Below are 16,019 nucleotides of genomic sequence, written 5' to 3'. Positions count from 1 at the left end.
CCGCGCGCGCCCCGTACTTCACCACCCCGCACCACGCGCTCCCACTGAACCGAAGGACTCGTCCGTGACCGAAGCATCAGCCCCCGCCCCCCGGCGTCCCGGCGAGCAGGCGCTCGCCTCGCTCGGCCTGGCCGCGCCCGCCCCCGACCCCGCCGACGCCTCCCCGCACTCCTTCCCCGACGGTGGCACCTGGCGTACCGAAGTCCCGTCCGTGGAGGGCCCGGAGAGCCTCGGGGTGGTCCTCAAGGAGTCCGCCCGGCTCGATGTGCCCGTCCACCGCATCAGCCAGGGCAGCGGTGTCTGGATGCTCTCCGACGCCGACATCACCGAGATGGTCGACGGCTGCGCCTCCCGCGACATCGAGCTGTGCCTGTTCACCGGGCCGCGCGGCACCTGGGACACCGGCGCCTCCACCCGTACGGACTCGGGCGGCGCGGGGCTGCGCGCCCGGGGCCACGACGCGCTGGCCGGCTGTGTCGAAGACGCCGTGCGCGCCACCGAGTTGGGCGTGAAGTGCCTGCTCGTGGCCGACGAGGGCGTGCTGTGGACGCTGCACCGGCTGCGCGAGAGCGGGGTGCTGCCCGCGGACACCACGTTCAAGGTGTCGGCGCTGATCGGCCCGGTCAACCCGGCGTCGTACGCGGTGTTCGAAGGGCTCGGCGCCGACTCCGTCAACATCCCCTCGGATCTCGCGCTCGACCACTTCACCGAGATCCGCCGGGTCAGCCGCGCGCCCATGGACCTCTACATCGAGGCGCCCGACGACCTCGGCGGCTATGTCCGGATGTACGAGGCGGCGGAGCTGATCCGCCGCGGCGCCCCGCTCTATCTGAAGTTCGGCCTGTCAAAGTCCCCCGGGATCTATCCCTTTGGTGCCCAGCTTCGCGAGACTGCGCTCAGCAGTGCCCGTGAGCGGGTCCGCCGCGGCAGGCTCGTGCTCGATCTGCTCGCCCGGCACGGGGCCGACGGCGGTATGTCGCCGCTCGGTTCCCGGCTGCCGGGTGTTCTCCGCCGTTTCCCCCTGACCCACGACAAGGACTGATGCCGCCCATGCGTACTCGTCGAGCCGCACTCGCCGTCACCGCCGTCTCCCTGGTTCTCTCCCTCGCCGCCTGCGGGCAGAGCAGTGAGGGCGGAAGCAAGGACGACGGAAAGAAGGGCGGGGACTCCACCGTCGGCATCGCGATGCCGACCAAGTCGTCGGAGCGCTGGATCGCCGACGGAGCCAATATCGAGGCCCAGTTCAAGAAGCTCGGCTACAAGACGAACCTCCAGTTCGGCGAGAACGTCGTCGCCCAGCAGGTCAACCAGATCGAGAACATGATCACCAAGGGTGTGGACGTCCTGGTGATCGCGGCCATCGACGGCCGGGCGCTCAGCGATGTGCTCCAGCAGGCCGCTGACAAGAACATCAAGGTCATCGCCTACGACCGGCTGATCCTCGGCACGAAGAACGTCGACTACTACGCGTCGTTCGACAACGAGAAGGTGGGTGTTCTCCAGGCCACCTACCTCGTCGAGAAGCTCGGGCTGGCGGACGGCAAGAAGGGCCCGTTCAACATCGAGCTGTTCGCGGGCTCCCCGGACGACAACAACACGCGCTACTTCTTCGACGGCGCGATGAAGACGCTCCAGCCGTACATCGACAAGAAGCAGCTCGTCGTCCAGAGCGGCCAGACGAAGCTGGAGCAGGTCACCACCCAGGGCTGGGACGGCGGCACGGCGCAGAAGCGCATGGACAACCTGATCACCGGGTCGTACAGCTCGAAGAACGTGGACGCCGTCCTCTCGCCGTACGACGGGATCTCGATCGGCATCCTGTCGGCGCTCAAGTCGGGCGGCTACGGTACGGCCTCGAAGCCGTACCCGCTGGTCACCGGACAGGACGCGGAGGTCGCCTCGGTCAAGTCGATCATCGCGGGCCGGCAGACGATGACGGTCTACAAGGACACCCGGGCGCTGGCCCAGCAGGCCGTGCAGATGGCGGACGCGGTGCTGAAGGACAAGAAGCCCGAGGTGAACGACGAGAAGACCTACGACAACGAGATCAAGGTCGTCCCGGCGTATCTGCTGAACCCGGTCAGCGTCGACAAGACCAACTACGAGAAGGAGCTGGTGGACTCCGGCTACCTCAAGGCGAGTGACCTGAAGTGAGCGAACCGTCCGCTCCAGCCGCACCGGCCGCCGCGCCCTCGGCTCCGGTCCTGGAGATGCGTTCCATCGTCAAGACCTTCCCGGGCGTCAAGGCGCTCTCGGACGTGAGCCTCACGGTCGGCCGCGGCGAGGTCCACGCGATCTGCGGGGAGAACGGCGCGGGCAAGTCCACGCTGATGAAGGTCCTCAGCGGCGTTCACCCGCACGGGAGTTACGAGGGGGAGATCCTCTTCGAGGGCTCCCCCTGCGCCTTCAAGGACATCCGGGCCAGTGAGTCCGAAGGCATTGTGATCATCCATCAGGAACTGGCCCTGGTGCCCTACTTGTCCATCGCGGAGAACATCTTTCTCGGCAACGAGCATGCCAGCAGGGGGTTCATCAGCTGGAACGAGACGCTCCGGCACGCCGCCGAGCTGCTGAAGCGGGTCGGTCTCGACGAGCAACCCGGGACCCGGGTGGCGGACATCGGGGTCGGCAAGCAGCAGCTCGTGGAGATCGCCAAGGCGCTCGCCAAGAAGGTGAAGCTGCTGATCCTGGATGAGCCGACAGCCGCCCTCAACGACAGTGACAGCGCGCAACTGCTGCGTCTGATACTTGAGTTGAAGGAGCAGGGCATCACCTCGATCATCATCTCGCACAAGCTCAACGAGATCGCCGAGGTGGCGGACTCGGTGACGATCCTGCGGGACGGCCGGACCATCGAGACCCTCGATGTGAAGGCCGGCTCGACCACCGAGGACCGGATCATCCGGGGCATGGTGGGCCGCGACCTCGACCACCGCTTCCCCGAACGCACCCCGTTCGAGGGCGAGCCGGGCGACCATCCGGTGCTGGAGGTGCGCGACTGGACCGTGCACCACCCCATCGACCAGCAGCGCAAGGTGGTGGACGGGGTCTCGGTCGAGGTGCGCCGGGGCGAGATCGTCGGGATCGCGGGGCTGATGGGCGCGGGCCGCACCGAGCTGGCGATGAGCGTCTTCGGGCGCAGTTACGGCCGCAACATCAGCGGGACGGTGGTCAAGGACGGCCGGGAGATCCGGACGAGGACGGTGCCCGAGGCGGTCGGACACGGCATCGCGTATGTCACCGAGGACCGCAAGCACTTCGGGCTCAACCTCATCGATACGATCAGCCGCAACATCAGTCTGGGAGCGCTCCCCAAGGTGTCCAGGCGGGGGATCGTCGACGAGCACGAGGAGCGCCGGGTCGCCGAGTCGTACCGCACCAGCATGAACATCAAGGCACCGACGGTGTTCGAGCAGGTCGGCCGGCTCTCCGGCGGCAATCAGCAGAAGGTCGTGCTCAGCAAATGGATCTTCGCGGGTCCCGATGTGCTGATCCTCGACGAGCCCACCCGCGGGATCGATGTCGGTGCGAAGTACGAGATCTACACCGTCATCGACCGGCTCGCCGCGGAGGGCAAGGCCGTCATCTTCATCTCCTCCGAACTCCCCGAGCTGCTGGGCATGTGCGACCGCATCTACACGATGGCGGCCGGACGGCTCACCGGTGAGATTCCACGCGCAGAGGCGACCCAGGAAGTCCTGATGCGTCATATGACCAAGAACACGAGGTAGTCGACATGGGTCCGGTCACCACCGACATATCGAAGGGCGAGCCACCGAAGGACGCCCCGCCGAAGCCGCCCGCCAAGCGCTCGGCCACCGGGGAACTGCTGCTGGAGGCCGCCCGCCGCAATATGCGGCAGTACGGCATGCTGATCGCGCTCGGCCTGATCGTCGTCCTGTTCGAGATCTGGACGGACGGGGTGCTCCTCAAGCCGAACAACGTCACCAACCTGGTCCTCCAGAACAGTTACATCCTGGTCCTCGCGATCGGCATGATGATCGTCATCGTCGCGGGCCATATCGATCTCTCGGTCGGTTCACTGGCCGCGTTCGTCTCCGCGGCCTGTGCGGTGATGATGGTCGAGCACGACATGCCGTGGGTCCTGGCGCTGATCCTGGGGCTGGCCATCGGCGCGGTCGCGGGGGCCTGGCAGGGCTTCTGGATCGCGTATGTGGGCATCCCGTCGTTCATCGTCACCCTCGCCGGAATGCTGCTCTTCCGCGGCGGTACGCAGATCTTCCTGGGGTCGCGTTCGCTCGGCCCGTTCCCCGAGGGCTTCCAGAAGATCTCCACCGGCTATCTGCCGGAGGTCGGTCCGAACACCAACTACCACAATCTGACGGTGGTGCTGGGGGTCGTACTGCTGGTCTTCGCCCTGCTCCAGGAGTTCCGGGACCGGCGCCGGCAGCAGGCGTACGACCTGGAGGTGCTGCCGCTCAACCTCTTCGTGCTGAAGTGTGTGGCGCTGGCCGCGGCCGTCCTCGCCTTCACGATGACACTGGCCAGCTACCGCGGGGTGCCGCTGGTCCTGCTGCTGCTGGCGGCGCTGCTCATCGGCTTCGGCTATGTCATGCGCAACGCGGTGATCGGCCGTCATGTGTACGCGCTGGGCGGCAACCAGGCCGCCGCGAAGCTGTCCGGGGTGAAGGACAAGCGGGTCACGTTCCTGGTCTTCGTCAACATGGGTGTGCTCGCGGCCCTGGCCGGGGTGGTGTACGCGGCCCGGCTCAACGCGGGTGTGCCGCAGGCCGGTATCAACTTCGAACTGGAGGCCATCGCGGCGGCGTTCATCGGCGGTGCGTCGATGAGCGGCGGGGTCGGCACGGTGTTCGGCGCGATCATCGGCGGGCTGGTGCTCGGTGTGCTGAACAACGGTATGTCGCTGGTCGGCATCGGCACCGACTACCAGCAGGTCATCAAGGGGCTGGTGCTGCTGGCGGCGGTCGGCTTCGACGTGTGGAACAAGCGCAGGGTGGGTGCCTGACACACCCTTGCCGCAGGATCCGGTCCCCGGTCCGTCCCGAGCGGGACGGACCGGGGACCGCTGGTGCCGGACAGGACGCCCTGTCCGGGCCGGACCGCGCCGCGACGCCGCAGCGCACCTGAAAGTGCTGCGACGACGCGGCCCCCGTTGTCCGGTGAACGTCGTTGGGCCGGCCGGCCGGAGCGCCGGCGGCCGGTGTGTGCTGCGAAGCGTGTGCTTCGGAGCGTGTGTTTCAGGGCTGTGCTTACGGGTCTGTGCTTACGGGTCCGCGCTTCAGAGTGTGCGTGCCACGCCCACGTACCCCGGTACGGGCCCACCGCCCGGTACCGGCACCGGCTCCCCCAGCTCGGGGTGCCAGTCGGCGGCCAACGAGACGCCCGGCTCGGTGAGTTCGAGCCCCCGGAAGAAGCCGGTGACCTCCTCGCGGGACCGCGGCGCGAGGGTGAGCCCACGCGCCCGGTACATGTCCGTGGCCGTGTCGGCGCTCTGCCGGTCGTAGTCGCCCGTGGCGTGGGAGAGGACCAGATAGCTGCCCTTGGGCAGCGGGGCGAGCAGCCGGCGGACCAGGTCGTACGCGCCGTCCTCGTCGGAGACGAAGTGCAGCAGCGCGACGAGCGAGACGGCCACCGGGCGGGTCAGGTCCAGGACCTTGCCCGCCGCCTCGATGATGGCCTCGGGCTCCCGCACATCGCCCTGCACGTACTCCGTCACCCCCTCCGGTGTGGAGCGCAGCAGTGCCTCCGCGTGCCGCAGCACGATCGGGTCGTTGTCGGTGTAGACGATCCGGGACTCGGGGGCGGCCCGCTGCGCCGTCTGGTGCAGATTGGGCTCGGTGGGGATGCCCGTACCGATGTCCAGGAACTGGCGCACCCCGCCGGTGGTGACCAGCCACCGCACCGCGCGGTGCATGAACGCCCGGTTGACCTTGGCCATGTCGGGTGCGCGGGCGTCCAGGGCGACGAGCCCGCGTGCCATCTCCTCGTCGACCGGATAATTGTCCTTTCCCCCGAGTAACCAGTCGTAGACCCGGGCAGGATGGGGCGTGGTGGTGTCGATCGCGTCGTGACCGGTCATGTGCGCTCCATGAGTCTCGGATCGGGAGGGGCGGTCGGGGTGGTCGGGTGGTCGGTGGGAGAGAAGACGGCTGCGCGGCCGGGATCAGGTGAGCAGGAAGTCCGCCTGACCCGACTTGGCTCCCCGGATGAACGCGGCGATCTCACTCGTGGAGTAGATCAGCGCCGGCCCGTCGGGGTCGGTCGACTGGCGCATGGCGATTCTGCCGTCCGCCAGCTTCATGGCCTCGACGCAGTTGCCCCCGTTGCCGCCGCTCCACGGCTTGTGCCAGCCTTCGGTACCGAGGGCGGCGGCGGGCATGCCGTTGTATATGGGATCCATTCACAGCTCCTTGCGGACATCCTTGAGGATCTCCTTCGTGCGTTGTGCAGTCGCGGCCTGAGCCGCCATCCGGTCCATGACCTCCAGATGGGTGGCCACTTCGGGACGGGCATCTAGATATACGGCGCCGGTCAGATATTCACTGAAGATCATGTCCGGCAGTTCCGGTACGGCGAAACGGAAGATCACGAACGGCCCGTAGGTGCCCGGGTGGTGTCCGCTGGAGAACTCCGCGATTTGCAGGGTCACATGGGGCAGCTCGGCGGCTTCGAGGAGCCGGTCGATCTGCCCCCGCATGATGTCCGGGTCGTCGCCCACCGGGCGGCGCAGCACGGTCTCGTCCATGACGACCCAGAATCTGGGCGCGTCCTCACGGGTCAGCAGCGACTGACGGGCCATCCGGAGCGCCACATGGCGCTCGATGTCGTCCGGCCGTGCCTGTCCCACGGCCCCGGCGACCATCACGGAGCGTGCGTACGCCTCGGTCTGGAGCAGCCCGGGGACGAAGTGCGGTTCGTACGCGCGGAGCAGCGACGCGGCGCCCTCCAGGCTGACGTACATGCTGAACCAGTCCGGCAGGATGTCGTGGAACCGCTGCCACCAGCCCGGCTTGTTGGCCTCCTCGGTGAGGTCGACGAAGGCGTCGATCTCGGGCTCGGCCACGCCGTAGGCCCTGAGCAGCAGCTGTACGTAGGGAATCTTGAGGGCGACCTCGGCCGTCTCCATCCGCCGGATCGTCGCCGGGGCCACCCGCAGCAGTCTGGCGGCCTCCTCGCGTTTCAGGCCGCGGCGCTCGCGCAGGTCTTGCAGACGTCTGCCGAGCACGACCTGACCCACGGTCGGGGCGGACCGCGGTTCACTCACTTCCGACCTCCTCACGCACAGTTGGCAGCAGTCTGCCATGCCCGTGGAACGAAGGACACGGCACTCTGGATTTTTCAGAGTGCCTCTTGCCAAGTGTCCTCGGCGGGTGGAGAGTGGATCGGTGAACCAGTACACGCGGTTGTCGCGCTCAGCCATGGGAGAGGCCCGCGCTCATCCGTCGCTCCCCCACTGTGAGGATTCGGTCGTGGCACCTGGTAACGCGCTCACCCCCCAGCTCATCGCCGCCCTGTGTCCTGGCAACGTTGTCCGCCGCTACGGATTCCGGTTGCCCGCCCACGCGGAGTCGGCCGGCCGGGCCAGACAGCTGACGCGGGACCGGCTGGGCCGCTGGGAGCTGGACGAGGAGACCTGTGACACGGCGGTCCTCGTGGTGTCCGAACTGGTGACGAACGCGATCGTGCACGCGGCCGGCCACCGGGTGATGTGCGAACTCCGCGAGGACGGGGGGACGTTGCGGATCGCCGTGGAGGACCAGGGCTTCGGCCCGACGGGCCCTCAACTGCACCGCACCGGCAAGGGAGTCGGCGCCGTCGGCGGCGAGAGCGACGGGGAGAGCGAGGGGGAGCACGGCCGCGGGCTCTTCCTCGTCGACTCCCTGTGCAGCGGCTGGGGCGCCCACGACACGTCGGGGTACGGTCCCGGGCGCGTCGTCTGGGCGGAGCTGGCGCACGGCGGCCGTCCTGGCCGAACCGGCCTGGCCCCGGCGCTTTCTGACGGTCTGTCGGGCGCGCTGCCGGCCACACTGCCGCCCACGGTCCCGGCCGCGCGGCAGGCCACTGTCCCGGCCGCGCGGTCGGGCGCGCTCTCCGACGGTCTGCCGGGCGCCCTGCTGAACGGTGTGCCCCGCGGATCGGGGCAGCCGTGCTGAGGGCCGCGCTGCTCCGGCTGACCCGCGGCTCGCGGCACACCTCCGAGCGCCGGGTCCAGCTGCCGCTGCCGCCCACCCTGCCGGCCGCGCTGGGCTGCGACGCGGTCGGTGTCCCGGCGGAGCACGGCTTCCGGCTGATGGCCCGGCTGCCGAGGACCGGCTGCGTGTTCGCCGACACGGACTGGTGGTGGTGGATCGTCCCGGCGGGCTCGGACCTCGATCTGGCGTGGCCGTCCCCGGCGCGCTATGTGACGGGTACGGCCGTACCGGCGCGGGAGCCCCGGCTGATCCACTGGCCGGAGGCCCAGACCCCGTACACCCCGCCCATCCCCTTCTACCTCATGGTCTGCCAGCTGACGGGCGCGTCGCCCGCGTGGGCGCCGGACGGGGCGCCGGAGGCGCTGACACCGGCGGGTGAGTGACCGCGCGGGGCCGGCCCGGCCCCGCCCGTACCACCACCCCGTCTCACTGGCCCTTCAGCACGCTCCAGCCGCCGTCCACGACCAGGCTCGCCCCGGTGATGAACGACGCCTCGTCGGCCGCCAGGAAGGCGATCGCGGCGGCCACCTCCTCCGGCTTCCCGGCGCGGCCGACCGCGGTCCCGGCGGCGCCGCGCTCGCGCTCCTCGCGCGGGGCCTCCTCCCAGGAGGCGGTACGGACCGGCCCCGGCAGGACGGCGTTGACCCGTATCTCCGGTGCGTACTCCACGGCGAGCTGCGAGCAGAGGGAGAGCAGCGCGCCCTTGGCGGCGGAGTGGGCGGAGTGGCCCGGGACGCCCGTGTGCGCGTGGACGGACGAGGTCAGGACGACCGCGCCGCGCCGCTCGCGCAGATCGGGCAGTACGGCCCGGAAGCCGAGGAAGCCGCCGGTGAGACCGACGGCGAGCTGGCGTTCCCAGGAGGCGAGGGACAGCTCGTGCGCGGGGGCGACCTCCACGGCGCCGGCGTTGCTGACGAGTACGCCGACCGGCCCGAAGGTGTGCGCCGCCGCCACGATCCGCTCCCAGCCGTCCGGGTCCGCGACATCGGCGTCCACGAAGGCGGCACGGCCGCCGTAGGCGCGTATCCGCGCGGCGAGGGGCACGCCCCGCTCCCCGTCGATGTCGGCGAGTACGACAGAGGCGCCCTCGGCGGCGAGCCGTACGGCGGTGGCGGCGCCGATGCCGGAGGCGGCGCCGGTGACGACGGCGACACGGTCGGAGAAACGGGCGGCTGCGTTCATGTCTGTGGCCTCTGTGGATCCGGGGGCTCTGTGGGCCCTGTGGACTTTAGTGGCCGCCGGTGGGCAGCGGCGATCGCCTGGATCACTCGTCTAGGCTCGGGCGCGAGATGAACACCACACATACGTCCCTCGGTCCGAAGGCCGGCAAGGAGACCGTGCGCCGGCACAATCTGAGCCTTGTGCTGCGCGCGGTACGGGACGAGGGTGAGGCGACCCGGGCCGGGGTGGCCGCGCGGGTGGGGCTGACCAGGGCGGCGGTGTCCTCGCTGGTGGAACAGCTGCTGGAGAGCGGGTTCCTGTCGGAGTCCGGCAAGACCTTCAGCGGGCAGGCCGGGCGGCCCGGCACCGTGCTGAAGGTCACCCGCTCGGGGCCCGCGGGCATCGGTGTCGAGATCAACATCGACTATGTGTCGGTGTGTGTGGTCGACCTCGCGGGCACCGACCGGGTCCGGCTGACCGAACACCTCGACAATCGCGGCGCCCTGCCGGCCGAGGTGCTGGCGCGCGGCGCCCGGATCGCCGCACGCACCCTGGAGTCCGCCGCCGAGCAGGAGTTGTATCCGGTGGGCGCCCAACTCGCCCTGCCGGGGCTGGTGTCGGGCGGTACGGTCCGCCAGGCGCCGAACCTCGGCTGGAACGGTGTCCCGGCCGAGGAGCTGTTCGGCCGGGCGCTCGCCGGGCTGCGGCCGGCCGCGCCCGCGCTGCCGGTGCGCGCGGAGAACGAGGCCAATCTGGCGGCGCTGGCGGAGCTGTGGTTCGGCGGGCTGGGTCCGGTCCGTACGTTCCTCTATCTGACCGGCGAGGTCGGGGTGGGCGGCGCGCTGGTGCTCGACGGCGAACTGCTGCGCGGCGCGCACGGCTTCGCCGGCGAGATCGGCCATGTGGTCGCCGACGCGGCGGGACCGCGCTGCCGGTGCGGCTCCCGGGGCTGTCTGGAGCAGTACGCGGGCCAGTCCGCGCTGCTGCGGGCGGCCGGTATCGACGAGAACGCGGGCGCGCCGGGGCTGGCCGAGCTGGCCCGCCGGGCGGGCGCCCGGGACCCGCGGGCGGTGGCGGCGGTCGAGGGGGCCGGGACGATGCTCGGCCGGGTGCTGTCCGGCGCGGTGAACCTGCTCGACCCGGACGCGGTGGTGCTGGGCGGGATCTACCGGGAGCTGATGGACCGGCTCTCCCCCGCCGTGGACCGGGAGCTGACGGCCCGGGTGGTGTCGGGGCTCTGGCCGCCCGGCAGCGGCCGGCTGCGCGCCTCCTCCTCGGCCGGCGACGCGGCCCGGGGAGGCGCGGCCCTGGTCGTCCGCGCGGTGCTGGCCGACCCGGTGGCGTACGTACCGGAGCCCGGGAGCTAGGGCGTGTTTCAAAGTGCCGCTCCCGGGCTCCGGCGGCAAGGCGTGTCAGCGCGCGCCCAGCAGGTGGTCCATCGCGAGCTGGTCGAGCTGCTCGAACGCCATACCGCGGGCGCCCGCCGCGTCGGCGTCGAAGTCCTCGTAGGCGGTGCGGTCCGCCAGCAGCGCGGTGACCCCGTCGGCGGCGGTGGGCTCGGCCAGCTGGTCGAGGCGCGAGGCGCGCAGCGCCTCCTGGACCAGCGGGTCGGCGCGGAAGGACGCGGCGCGCTCCTTGAGGATCAGGTAGTTGCGCATGCAGCCCGCGGCGGAGGCCCAGACCCCGTCGAAGTCCTCGGTGCGCGGCGGCTTGAAGTCGAAGTGCCGGGTGCCGTCCCAGCCCGCGCTCTCCAGCAGGTCGACCAGCCAGAAGGCGGCGCGCAGATCGCCGGCGCCGAAGCGCAGGTCCTGGTCGTACTTGATGCCGTTCTGGCCGTTGAGGTCGATGTGGTAGAGCTTGCCCGACCAGAGCGCCTGGGCGACGCCGTGCGGGAAGTTGAGCCCGGCCATCTGCTCGTGGCCGACCTCCGGGTTCACCCCGAACAGCTCGGGGCGCTCCAGCCGCTCGATGAACGCCAGCGCGTGGCCGACGGTCGGCAGCAGGATGTCACCGCGCGGCTCGTTGGGCTTGGGCTCGATGGCGAACCTGAGGTCGTAGCCCTGCTCCGTGACGTAGTCGCCGAGCAGGTCGAACGCCTCCTTCATCCGGTCCAGCGCGAGGCGTACGTCCTTGGCGCCGCCCGATTCGGCGCCCTCCCGGCCGCCCCAGGCGACGAAGGTCTTGGCGCCGAGTTCGGCGGCGAGGTCGATGTTGCGCAGCACCTTGCGCAGCGCGAAGCGGCGGATGTCGCGGTCGTTCGCGGTGAAGCCGCCGTCCTTGAAGACGGGGTGGGTGAAGAGGTTGGTGGTGACCATGGAGGCGACGACCCCGGTCGCGTCCAGGGCCTGCCGGAAGCGCTTGATGTGCGACTCGCGCTCGGTGTCGGACGCGCCGAACGGGATCAGGTCGTCGTCGTGGAAGGTCACTCCGTACGCGCCCAGCTCGCCGAGCCGCTGGACGGACTCGACGGGGTCCAGGGCCGGGCGGGTGGCGTCGCCGAACGGGTCCCTGCCCTGCCAGCCCACGGTCCACAGACCGAAGCTGAACCTGTCCGCGGGGGTGGGAGTGAAGCGTTCCGTCATCCTCTGGCCGCCTTCGATACTCAGGGCCGGGCGAGCGCCGCCCCTATTAGTTCAGTGACATGACTAATAAAGCACGGAGTACCGGCGCGCAAAAGCCCCCGGCGATGATCGCCCGTATCCTCCTCACGGTTCCCGTCCGGCGCGCCATCGCGTAATTTGTTGGGCCACGTCCAAAACTGGAGGTACAGCCCCATGTCGCAGAGCCCGGTCGTCATCGGCGTGGACAGTTCCACCCAGTCCACCAAGGCGGCCTTCACCGACGCCGCCACCGGCCGGCTGCTCGCCGTGGGCCGGGCCCCGCACCGGGTGACCGGGGACGGCGGCGCCCGCGAGACCGACCCCGAGGTGTGGTGGAACGCCCTGCGGGAGGCGGTCGGCGCCGGGCTGAAGGAGTCCGGTGTGGACCCGGCCTCGGTCACCGGGATCGCCGTCGCCGGGCAGCAGCACGGGCTGGTGGTGCTGGACGGCGGCGGCCGGCCGCTGCGCCCCGCGCTGCTCTGGAACGACACCCGCTCGGCGCCCCAGGCCGCCGAACTCACCGCGGCGCTCGGCGGCCCGGACGCCTGGACGGCACGTACGGGCTCGGTGCCGGTCGCCTCGATGACGGCCTCGAAGTGGCAGTGGCTGCGGGAGAACGACCCGGCCGTCGCGGACGCCACGGCCGCCGTCCGGCTCCCCCACGACTTTCTGACCGAGCGGCTCGCGGGCACCGCCGCCACCGACCCCGGCGACGCCTCGGGCACCTGCTGGTACTCGACGGCCACCGGGGAGTACGACCCCGAACTGCTGGCGCTGCTCGGGCTGGACACCGATCTGCTGCCGCCCGTCGCCGCGACCGGCGCCACCCGGATCGGCTCGCTCACCGCGGGCGCCGCGGCCGAGCTGGGCCTGCCGGCGGGGATCGCCGTCGCGGCGGGCACCGGCGACAACATGAGCGCCGCCGTCGGTCTGGGCCTCGGCGGCGCCGGGCTGCTGGACCACCCGGTGCTCAGCCTCGGCACCTCGGGCACGGTCTTCGCCGCGACCCGCACCCGCCCCGGCACGGCCGTGCTCTCCGGCTTCGCCGCCGCCGACGGTACGTACCTCCCGCTGGCCTGCACCCTCAACTGCACGCTCGCCGTCGACCGGGTCGCCACGCTGCTCCGGCTGGACCGCGAGGACGCCACACCGGGCGGCGAGGCCGTGCTGCTGCCGTACCTGGACGGCGAACGCACCCCCGATCTGCCGACCGCGTCCGGGCTGCTCACCGGTCTGCGCCACGACACCACGCCCCAGCAGCTGCTGGGCGCCGCCTACGAGGGCGCGGCCGTCACCGTACTGCGCGCCCTGGACGAGGTGCTGCGCGCGTGCGGGCTCGACCCGGCGGCGCCCGAGGTGGCGGGCCGGCCGCTGCGGCTGGTCGGCGGCGGCGCGCAGGGCCGGATGTGGGTCGAGACCGTACGGCGGCTGTCCGGGCGCCCGGTGATCGTCCCGTCCGGCGGCGAGCTGGTCGCCCTCGGCGCGGCGGCGCTGGCCGCGGGCGCCGCCACGGGCGAGGACCCGGTGGCCGTCGCGGCGTCCTGGAAGGCGGGCGACGGCCCCGAACTGGAGCCCGTGGAGCGGGATCTGGCGACCTGGGAGCGGGTCGGCGCGGTGCTGGACAAGGCGGCGCCGAGCCTGCTGAGCTGACGGAAGGCGCCGCCGGGTCGGCACTCTCGGCCGCCTCGGCCACGCTCCCGCCGCCTCGGCCACACTCCCGCTGCTCAGCTGCTTCCTCGGAGCCGCCTCAGCTGCCGAGTGTGGCGCGCAGCGACGGCTGGAGCAGCTCCCCGTGGGCGCGCACCATGTCGTCGCACAGCTCCCAGATGCGCTCGACGGGCAGCGCCGCCGCGGTCGCCGGGTCGGCCATGGCGGCCTGCCGTACGGAGCGCGGGTCGTCCTCCAGCGCGGCCCGTACGACCAGCTCGTTCATGCTCAGATAGGAGCGGTTGAGCGCCGCGCACTGGGCGGGCAGCGCGCCGATCCGGGTGGGCTGCACCCCCAACGCGTCGACCAGACACGGGACTTCGACCGTACCCGTGGCGGGCAGATTGTCGATGAGCCCGTGGTTGGGAACATTGCCGTACACGGTCCTGGGCGTCCCGGTGGTGATGCTGTGGACGATCTGCGGGGCGTACTCCATGGTGCTCTCGACCGTGAGCGGTGTCCCGGCGGCGAGCGCGTCGCGGGTCTTCTCGTACGCGGCGACGTTCTCGTCGACGATGCCCAGATAGGCGCCGACGGGCAGGCGCAGCCGCTCGATCTCGCTGTCGTGGTGAAGGTACCAGGGGACGTACTCGGCGGAGTGCTCGCTCGTCTCGGTCGGGTAGTAGCCGAGCCGCCGGTACATGTCGACCCGTACCCGGCGCCGGAGTTGGGGATCGTCGGCGACGAGCGCGTCCAGCCGGGGGTAGAGGTCGGTGCCGTTGTGCTCGAAGCGCAGGACCCACGCCTGGTGGTTGACCCCGGCGGCGCGGTAAGTCACCTCTTCGTAAGGGACGTTGAGCAACGCCGAGAGGTCGCGCATGGTCCAGTACACCGAGTGGCACAGGCCCACGACCCGGGTCAGTCCGGTGGCCCGGGTGAGGTACTGGACGTTCATCGCCATGGGGTTGGTGTAGTTGAGCAGCCAGGCGTCGGGGCAGACGGCGGCGATGTCCGCCCCGAGCGACGCGAGCAGCGGGAAGGTGCGCAGCGCGCGGAAGATGCCGCCGATACCGAGGGTGTCGCCGATGGTCTGGCGCAGCCCGTACCGGGCGGGCACCTCGAAGTCGGTACGGGTCGAGGCGCCCATGCCCACCTGGACGATGTTGATGACGAAGTCGGCGCCTTCGAGAGCGGCGCGCCGTTCGGCGTGGACGGTGATGTGCGGTGCGGCGCCGGTCTGTTGGGCGATCCGGCGGGCGGCGCCGAGGGCGGTGTCCAGGCGTTCGGGGTCGATGTCGTGCAACGCCACGTGCAGGCCGTGGAGTTCGGGGAAGGCGAAGAGGTCCGCCAGCAGTCCCTGGGTGAAGACGACACTGCCCGCGCCGATGAACGCGATCTTGACGGGGGCGGTGCGGAGGGTGCGGGTGGCCGGTGCGATGCGGGTCATGAGGTGTTCTCTCCGTTGCGGGTGACGGCCGCGAGGGCTTCGTCCCAGGTGGGCTGGGCGGGGGTGCCGCCGTGGGCCCGGGTGGACAGCGCGCCGCAGGCGGCGGCGAGTTCGAGGGCGTCGGCGCGGGACCGTCCGCGCAGTGTCGCGGCGACGAATCCGGCGTCGAAGCTGTCCCCCGCGCCGACGCTGTCCAGCGGGGTGGCGGGGACGCCGGGAGTACGGAGGCAGGCGCGGCCGTCGTGGAGGAGGGCGCCGTCGGCACCGTCCTTGACCACGACGAGCGGTCCGCGCGCGGCGAGCGCGCCGGCCGCCTCCGCCAGGGAGCCGGCTCCGGCGTCCGGACCGTCCGCCAGCGCGTGCGCCAGCGCGCGGGCCTCCTGGGCGTTGGGCAGCAGGAAGTCGACGGCCGGGAGTACGGCGCCGAGCCCGGCGCGCGCCCACTGCCCGGTGGGGTCGTCATTGGTGTCGAGCGAGATGGTGGCCCCGGCGGCGCGGGCGGTGCCCAGGAGCCGGGGCAGCGCGGCGGCGAGCCGGGGCAGCAGGAAGTAGGAGGCGGCGTGCACATGCCGGGCGCCGGTGAGCAGTCCCTCGGGGACGTCGTCGGGCCCGGTGGTGGCGAGGGTGCCGGGCGAGGTGAGGATCGTACGGTCGCCGTCTGCCCGGGTGATCACCACGGTGAGCGGGGTCGGCAGGGCGGGGTCGAGGCGCAGCGCGCTCGTGTCGACGCCCCGGTCGCGCAGGGCGGCGCGGACGAAGCGGCCGGCCTCGTCGTCCCCGGTCCGCCCGGCGAGGGCGACCTTCAGTCCGAGCCGGGCGGCGCCGCACGCCATGATCGCGGCGGAGCCGCCGAGGGTGAGCAGCCCGGTGTCGACGAGCTGTTCGCGCTGTCCGAAGGGGAGTTGGCCGTCGAGCGGGCCGAGGACGATGTCGGGGTTGGCGTCGCCGATGACGAGCAGGTCGAAGGTGTGCGGCATACGGCTTCCAGAG

At 71.3% G+C, this 16,019-nt stretch carries 14 protein-coding genes and 1 pseudogene; 8 read left to right on the top strand and 7 right to left on the bottom strand.

All coding sequences use genetic code 11. The annotated features are described in order from the left end of the window. The first annotated feature begins 64 nt into the window (after nucleotides 1-64). From DVK44_RS30600 to mmsB, 4 genes are read left to right on the top strand one after another with little or no spacing between them, the layout of a single operon-like run. Complete coding sequence (locus DVK44_RS30600) at nucleotides 65-1,042, top strand: hypothetical protein (RefSeq protein ID WP_114663873.1); 978 nt, start codon at nucleotides 65-67, stop codon at nucleotides 1,040-1,042. Between the two features lie 8 nt (nucleotides 1,043-1,050). After that, nucleotides 1,051-2,154, top strand: a complete 1,104-nt coding sequence (chvE, locus tag DVK44_RS30595; protein ID WP_114663872.1) for a multiple monosaccharide ABC transporter substrate-binding protein — start codon at nucleotides 1,051-1,053, stop codon at nucleotides 2,152-2,154. Nucleotides 2,155-2,210: 56 nt separating this feature from the next. Beyond that, on the top strand, nucleotides 2,211-3,731 hold the full coding sequence (gene mmsA / locus DVK44_RS30590) for a multiple monosaccharide ABC transporter ATP-binding protein (protein ID WP_114663871.1): 1,521 nt from the start codon (nucleotides 2,211-2,213) through the stop codon (nucleotides 3,729-3,731). Nucleotides 3,732-3,736: 5 nt separating this feature from the next. After that, entirely contained in the window at nucleotides 3,737-4,987 is a 1,251-nt protein-coding gene (gene mmsB, locus DVK44_RS30585; RefSeq protein ID WP_181957567.1) for a multiple monosaccharide ABC transporter permease, read from the top strand. A 273-nt stretch (nucleotides 4,988-5,260) separates the two neighbouring features. On the opposite strand, the gene DVK44_RS30580 is transcribed toward mmsB, so the two are convergent. The 3 genes from DVK44_RS30580 to DVK44_RS30570 all read right to left on the bottom strand — a co-directional run bounded on the left by DVK44_RS30580 (nucleotide 5,261) and on the right by DVK44_RS30570 (nucleotide 7,246). Continuing rightward, on the bottom strand, nucleotides 5,261-6,061 hold the full coding sequence (locus DVK44_RS30580) for an SAM-dependent methyltransferase (protein ID WP_114663870.1): 801 nt from the start codon (nucleotides 6,059-6,061) through the stop codon (nucleotides 5,261-5,263). Nucleotides 6,062-6,145: 84 nt separating this feature from the next. Beyond that, complete coding sequence (locus DVK44_RS30575) at nucleotides 6,146-6,382, bottom strand: DUF397 domain-containing protein (RefSeq protein ID WP_114663869.1); 237 nt, start codon at nucleotides 6,380-6,382, stop codon at nucleotides 6,146-6,148. After that, nucleotides 6,383-7,246, bottom strand: coding sequence for a helix-turn-helix domain-containing protein (locus DVK44_RS30570; protein WP_114663868.1), 864 nt, complete (start codon nucleotides 7,244-7,246; stop codon nucleotides 6,383-6,385). Nucleotides 7,247-7,451: 205 nt separating this feature from the next. Between DVK44_RS30570 and DVK44_RS30565 the strand changes: the two are divergent. Both DVK44_RS30565 and DVK44_RS30560 read left to right on the top strand, forming a co-directional pair. Then, nucleotides 7,452-7,940, top strand: a pseudogene (locus DVK44_RS30565) (ATP-binding protein); the annotation flags it as partial. Nucleotides 7,941-8,128: 188 nt separating this feature from the next. Then, complete coding sequence (locus DVK44_RS30560; protein WP_114663866.1) at nucleotides 8,129-8,557, top strand: hypothetical protein; 429 nt, start codon at nucleotides 8,129-8,131, stop codon at nucleotides 8,555-8,557. A gap of 43 nt (nucleotides 8,558-8,600) precedes the next feature. Here the strand turns inward: DVK44_RS30560 and DVK44_RS30555 are convergent, their stop codons facing one another. Further along, complete coding sequence (locus DVK44_RS30555) at nucleotides 8,601-9,356, bottom strand: SDR family NAD(P)-dependent oxidoreductase (RefSeq protein WP_114663865.1); 756 nt, start codon at nucleotides 9,354-9,356, stop codon at nucleotides 8,601-8,603. Nucleotides 9,357-9,463: 107 nt separating this feature from the next. Here DVK44_RS30555 and DVK44_RS30550 point away from each other — a divergent pair, with 107 nt between their 5' ends. Next, a complete protein-coding gene (locus DVK44_RS30550) occupies nucleotides 9,464-10,702 on the top strand; it encodes an ROK family transcriptional regulator (RefSeq protein WP_114663864.1) in 1,239 nt (412 codons plus the stop codon). 45 nt (nucleotides 10,703-10,747) lie between these two features. Here the strand turns inward: DVK44_RS30550 and xylA are convergent, their stop codons facing one another. Then, complete coding sequence (gene xylA, locus DVK44_RS30545) at nucleotides 10,748-11,917, bottom strand: xylose isomerase (protein ID WP_114663863.1); 1,170 nt, start codon at nucleotides 11,915-11,917, stop codon at nucleotides 10,748-10,750. A 192-nt stretch (nucleotides 11,918-12,109) separates the two neighbouring features. Here xylA and xylB point away from each other — a divergent pair, with 192 nt between their 5' ends. Beyond that, the gene (xylB, locus tag DVK44_RS30540) at nucleotides 12,110-13,585 is read left to right on the top strand and encodes a xylulokinase (protein ID WP_114663862.1); all 1,476 of its coding nucleotides are present in this window, start codon (nucleotides 12,110-12,112) and stop codon (nucleotides 13,583-13,585) included. Between the two features lie 97 nt (nucleotides 13,586-13,682). Here the strand turns inward: xylB and melA are convergent, their stop codons facing one another. Together melA and DVK44_RS30530 are read right to left on the bottom strand one after the other, a co-directional pair. Continuing rightward, on the bottom strand, nucleotides 13,683-15,029 hold the full coding sequence (gene melA, locus DVK44_RS30535; RefSeq protein WP_114663861.1) for an alpha-glucosidase/alpha-galactosidase: 1,347 nt from the start codon (nucleotides 15,027-15,029) through the stop codon (nucleotides 13,683-13,685). Beyond that, entirely contained in the window at nucleotides 15,026-16,006 is a 981-nt protein-coding gene (locus DVK44_RS30530) for a carbohydrate kinase family protein (RefSeq protein WP_114663860.1), read from the bottom strand. Before DVK44_RS30530 ends, melA begins: the two co-directional genes overlap by 4 nt. Nucleotides 16,007-16,019: the final 13 nt, after the last annotated feature.

Source organism: Streptomyces paludis (genome assembly GCF_003344965.1).
Classification (GTDB): Bacteria; Actinomycetota; Actinomycetes; order Streptomycetales; family Streptomycetaceae; genus Streptomyces; species Streptomyces paludis.
The sequence above is the reverse complement of the archived record's forward strand: the minus strand, read 5'-3'. Positions and strand labels throughout refer to the sequence as shown.

Coding starts and splice junctions, on each gene's coding strand:
- chvE (WP_114663872.1), top strand. CDS start 1,051: ATGCGTACTCGTCGAGCCGCACTCGCCGTCACCGCCGTCTCCCTGGTT.
- mmsA (WP_114663871.1), top strand. CDS start 2,211: ATGCGTTCCATCGTCAAGACCTTCCCGGGCGTCAAGGCGCTCTCGGAC.
- mmsB (WP_181957567.1), top strand. CDS start 3,737: ATGGGTCCGGTCACCACCGACATATCGAAGGGCGAGCCACCGAAGGAC.
- DVK44_RS30580 (WP_114663870.1), bottom strand. CDS start 6,061: ATGACCGGTCACGACGCGATCGACACCACCACGCCCCATCCTGCCCGG.
- DVK44_RS30575 (WP_114663869.1), bottom strand. CDS start 6,382: ATGGATCCCATATACAACGGCATGCCCGCCGCCGCCCTCGGTACCGAA.
- DVK44_RS30555 (WP_114663865.1), bottom strand. CDS start 9,356: ATGAACGCAGCCGCCCGTTTCTCCGACCGTGTCGCCGTCGTCACCGGC.
- DVK44_RS30550 (WP_114663864.1), top strand. CDS start 9,464: ATGAACACCACACATACGTCCCTCGGTCCGAAGGCCGGCAAGGAGACC.
- xylA (WP_114663863.1), bottom strand. CDS start 11,917: ATGACGGAACGCTTCACTCCCACCCCCGCGGACAGGTTCAGCTTCGGT.
- xylB (WP_114663862.1), top strand. CDS start 12,110: ATGTCGCAGAGCCCGGTCGTCATCGGCGTGGACAGTTCCACCCAGTCC.
- melA (WP_114663861.1), bottom strand. CDS start 15,029: ATGACCCGCATCGCACCGGCCACCCGCACCCTCCGCACCGCCCCCGTC.
- DVK44_RS30530 (WP_114663860.1), bottom strand. CDS start 16,006: ATGCCGCACACCTTCGACCTGCTCGTCATCGGCGACGCCAACCCCGAC.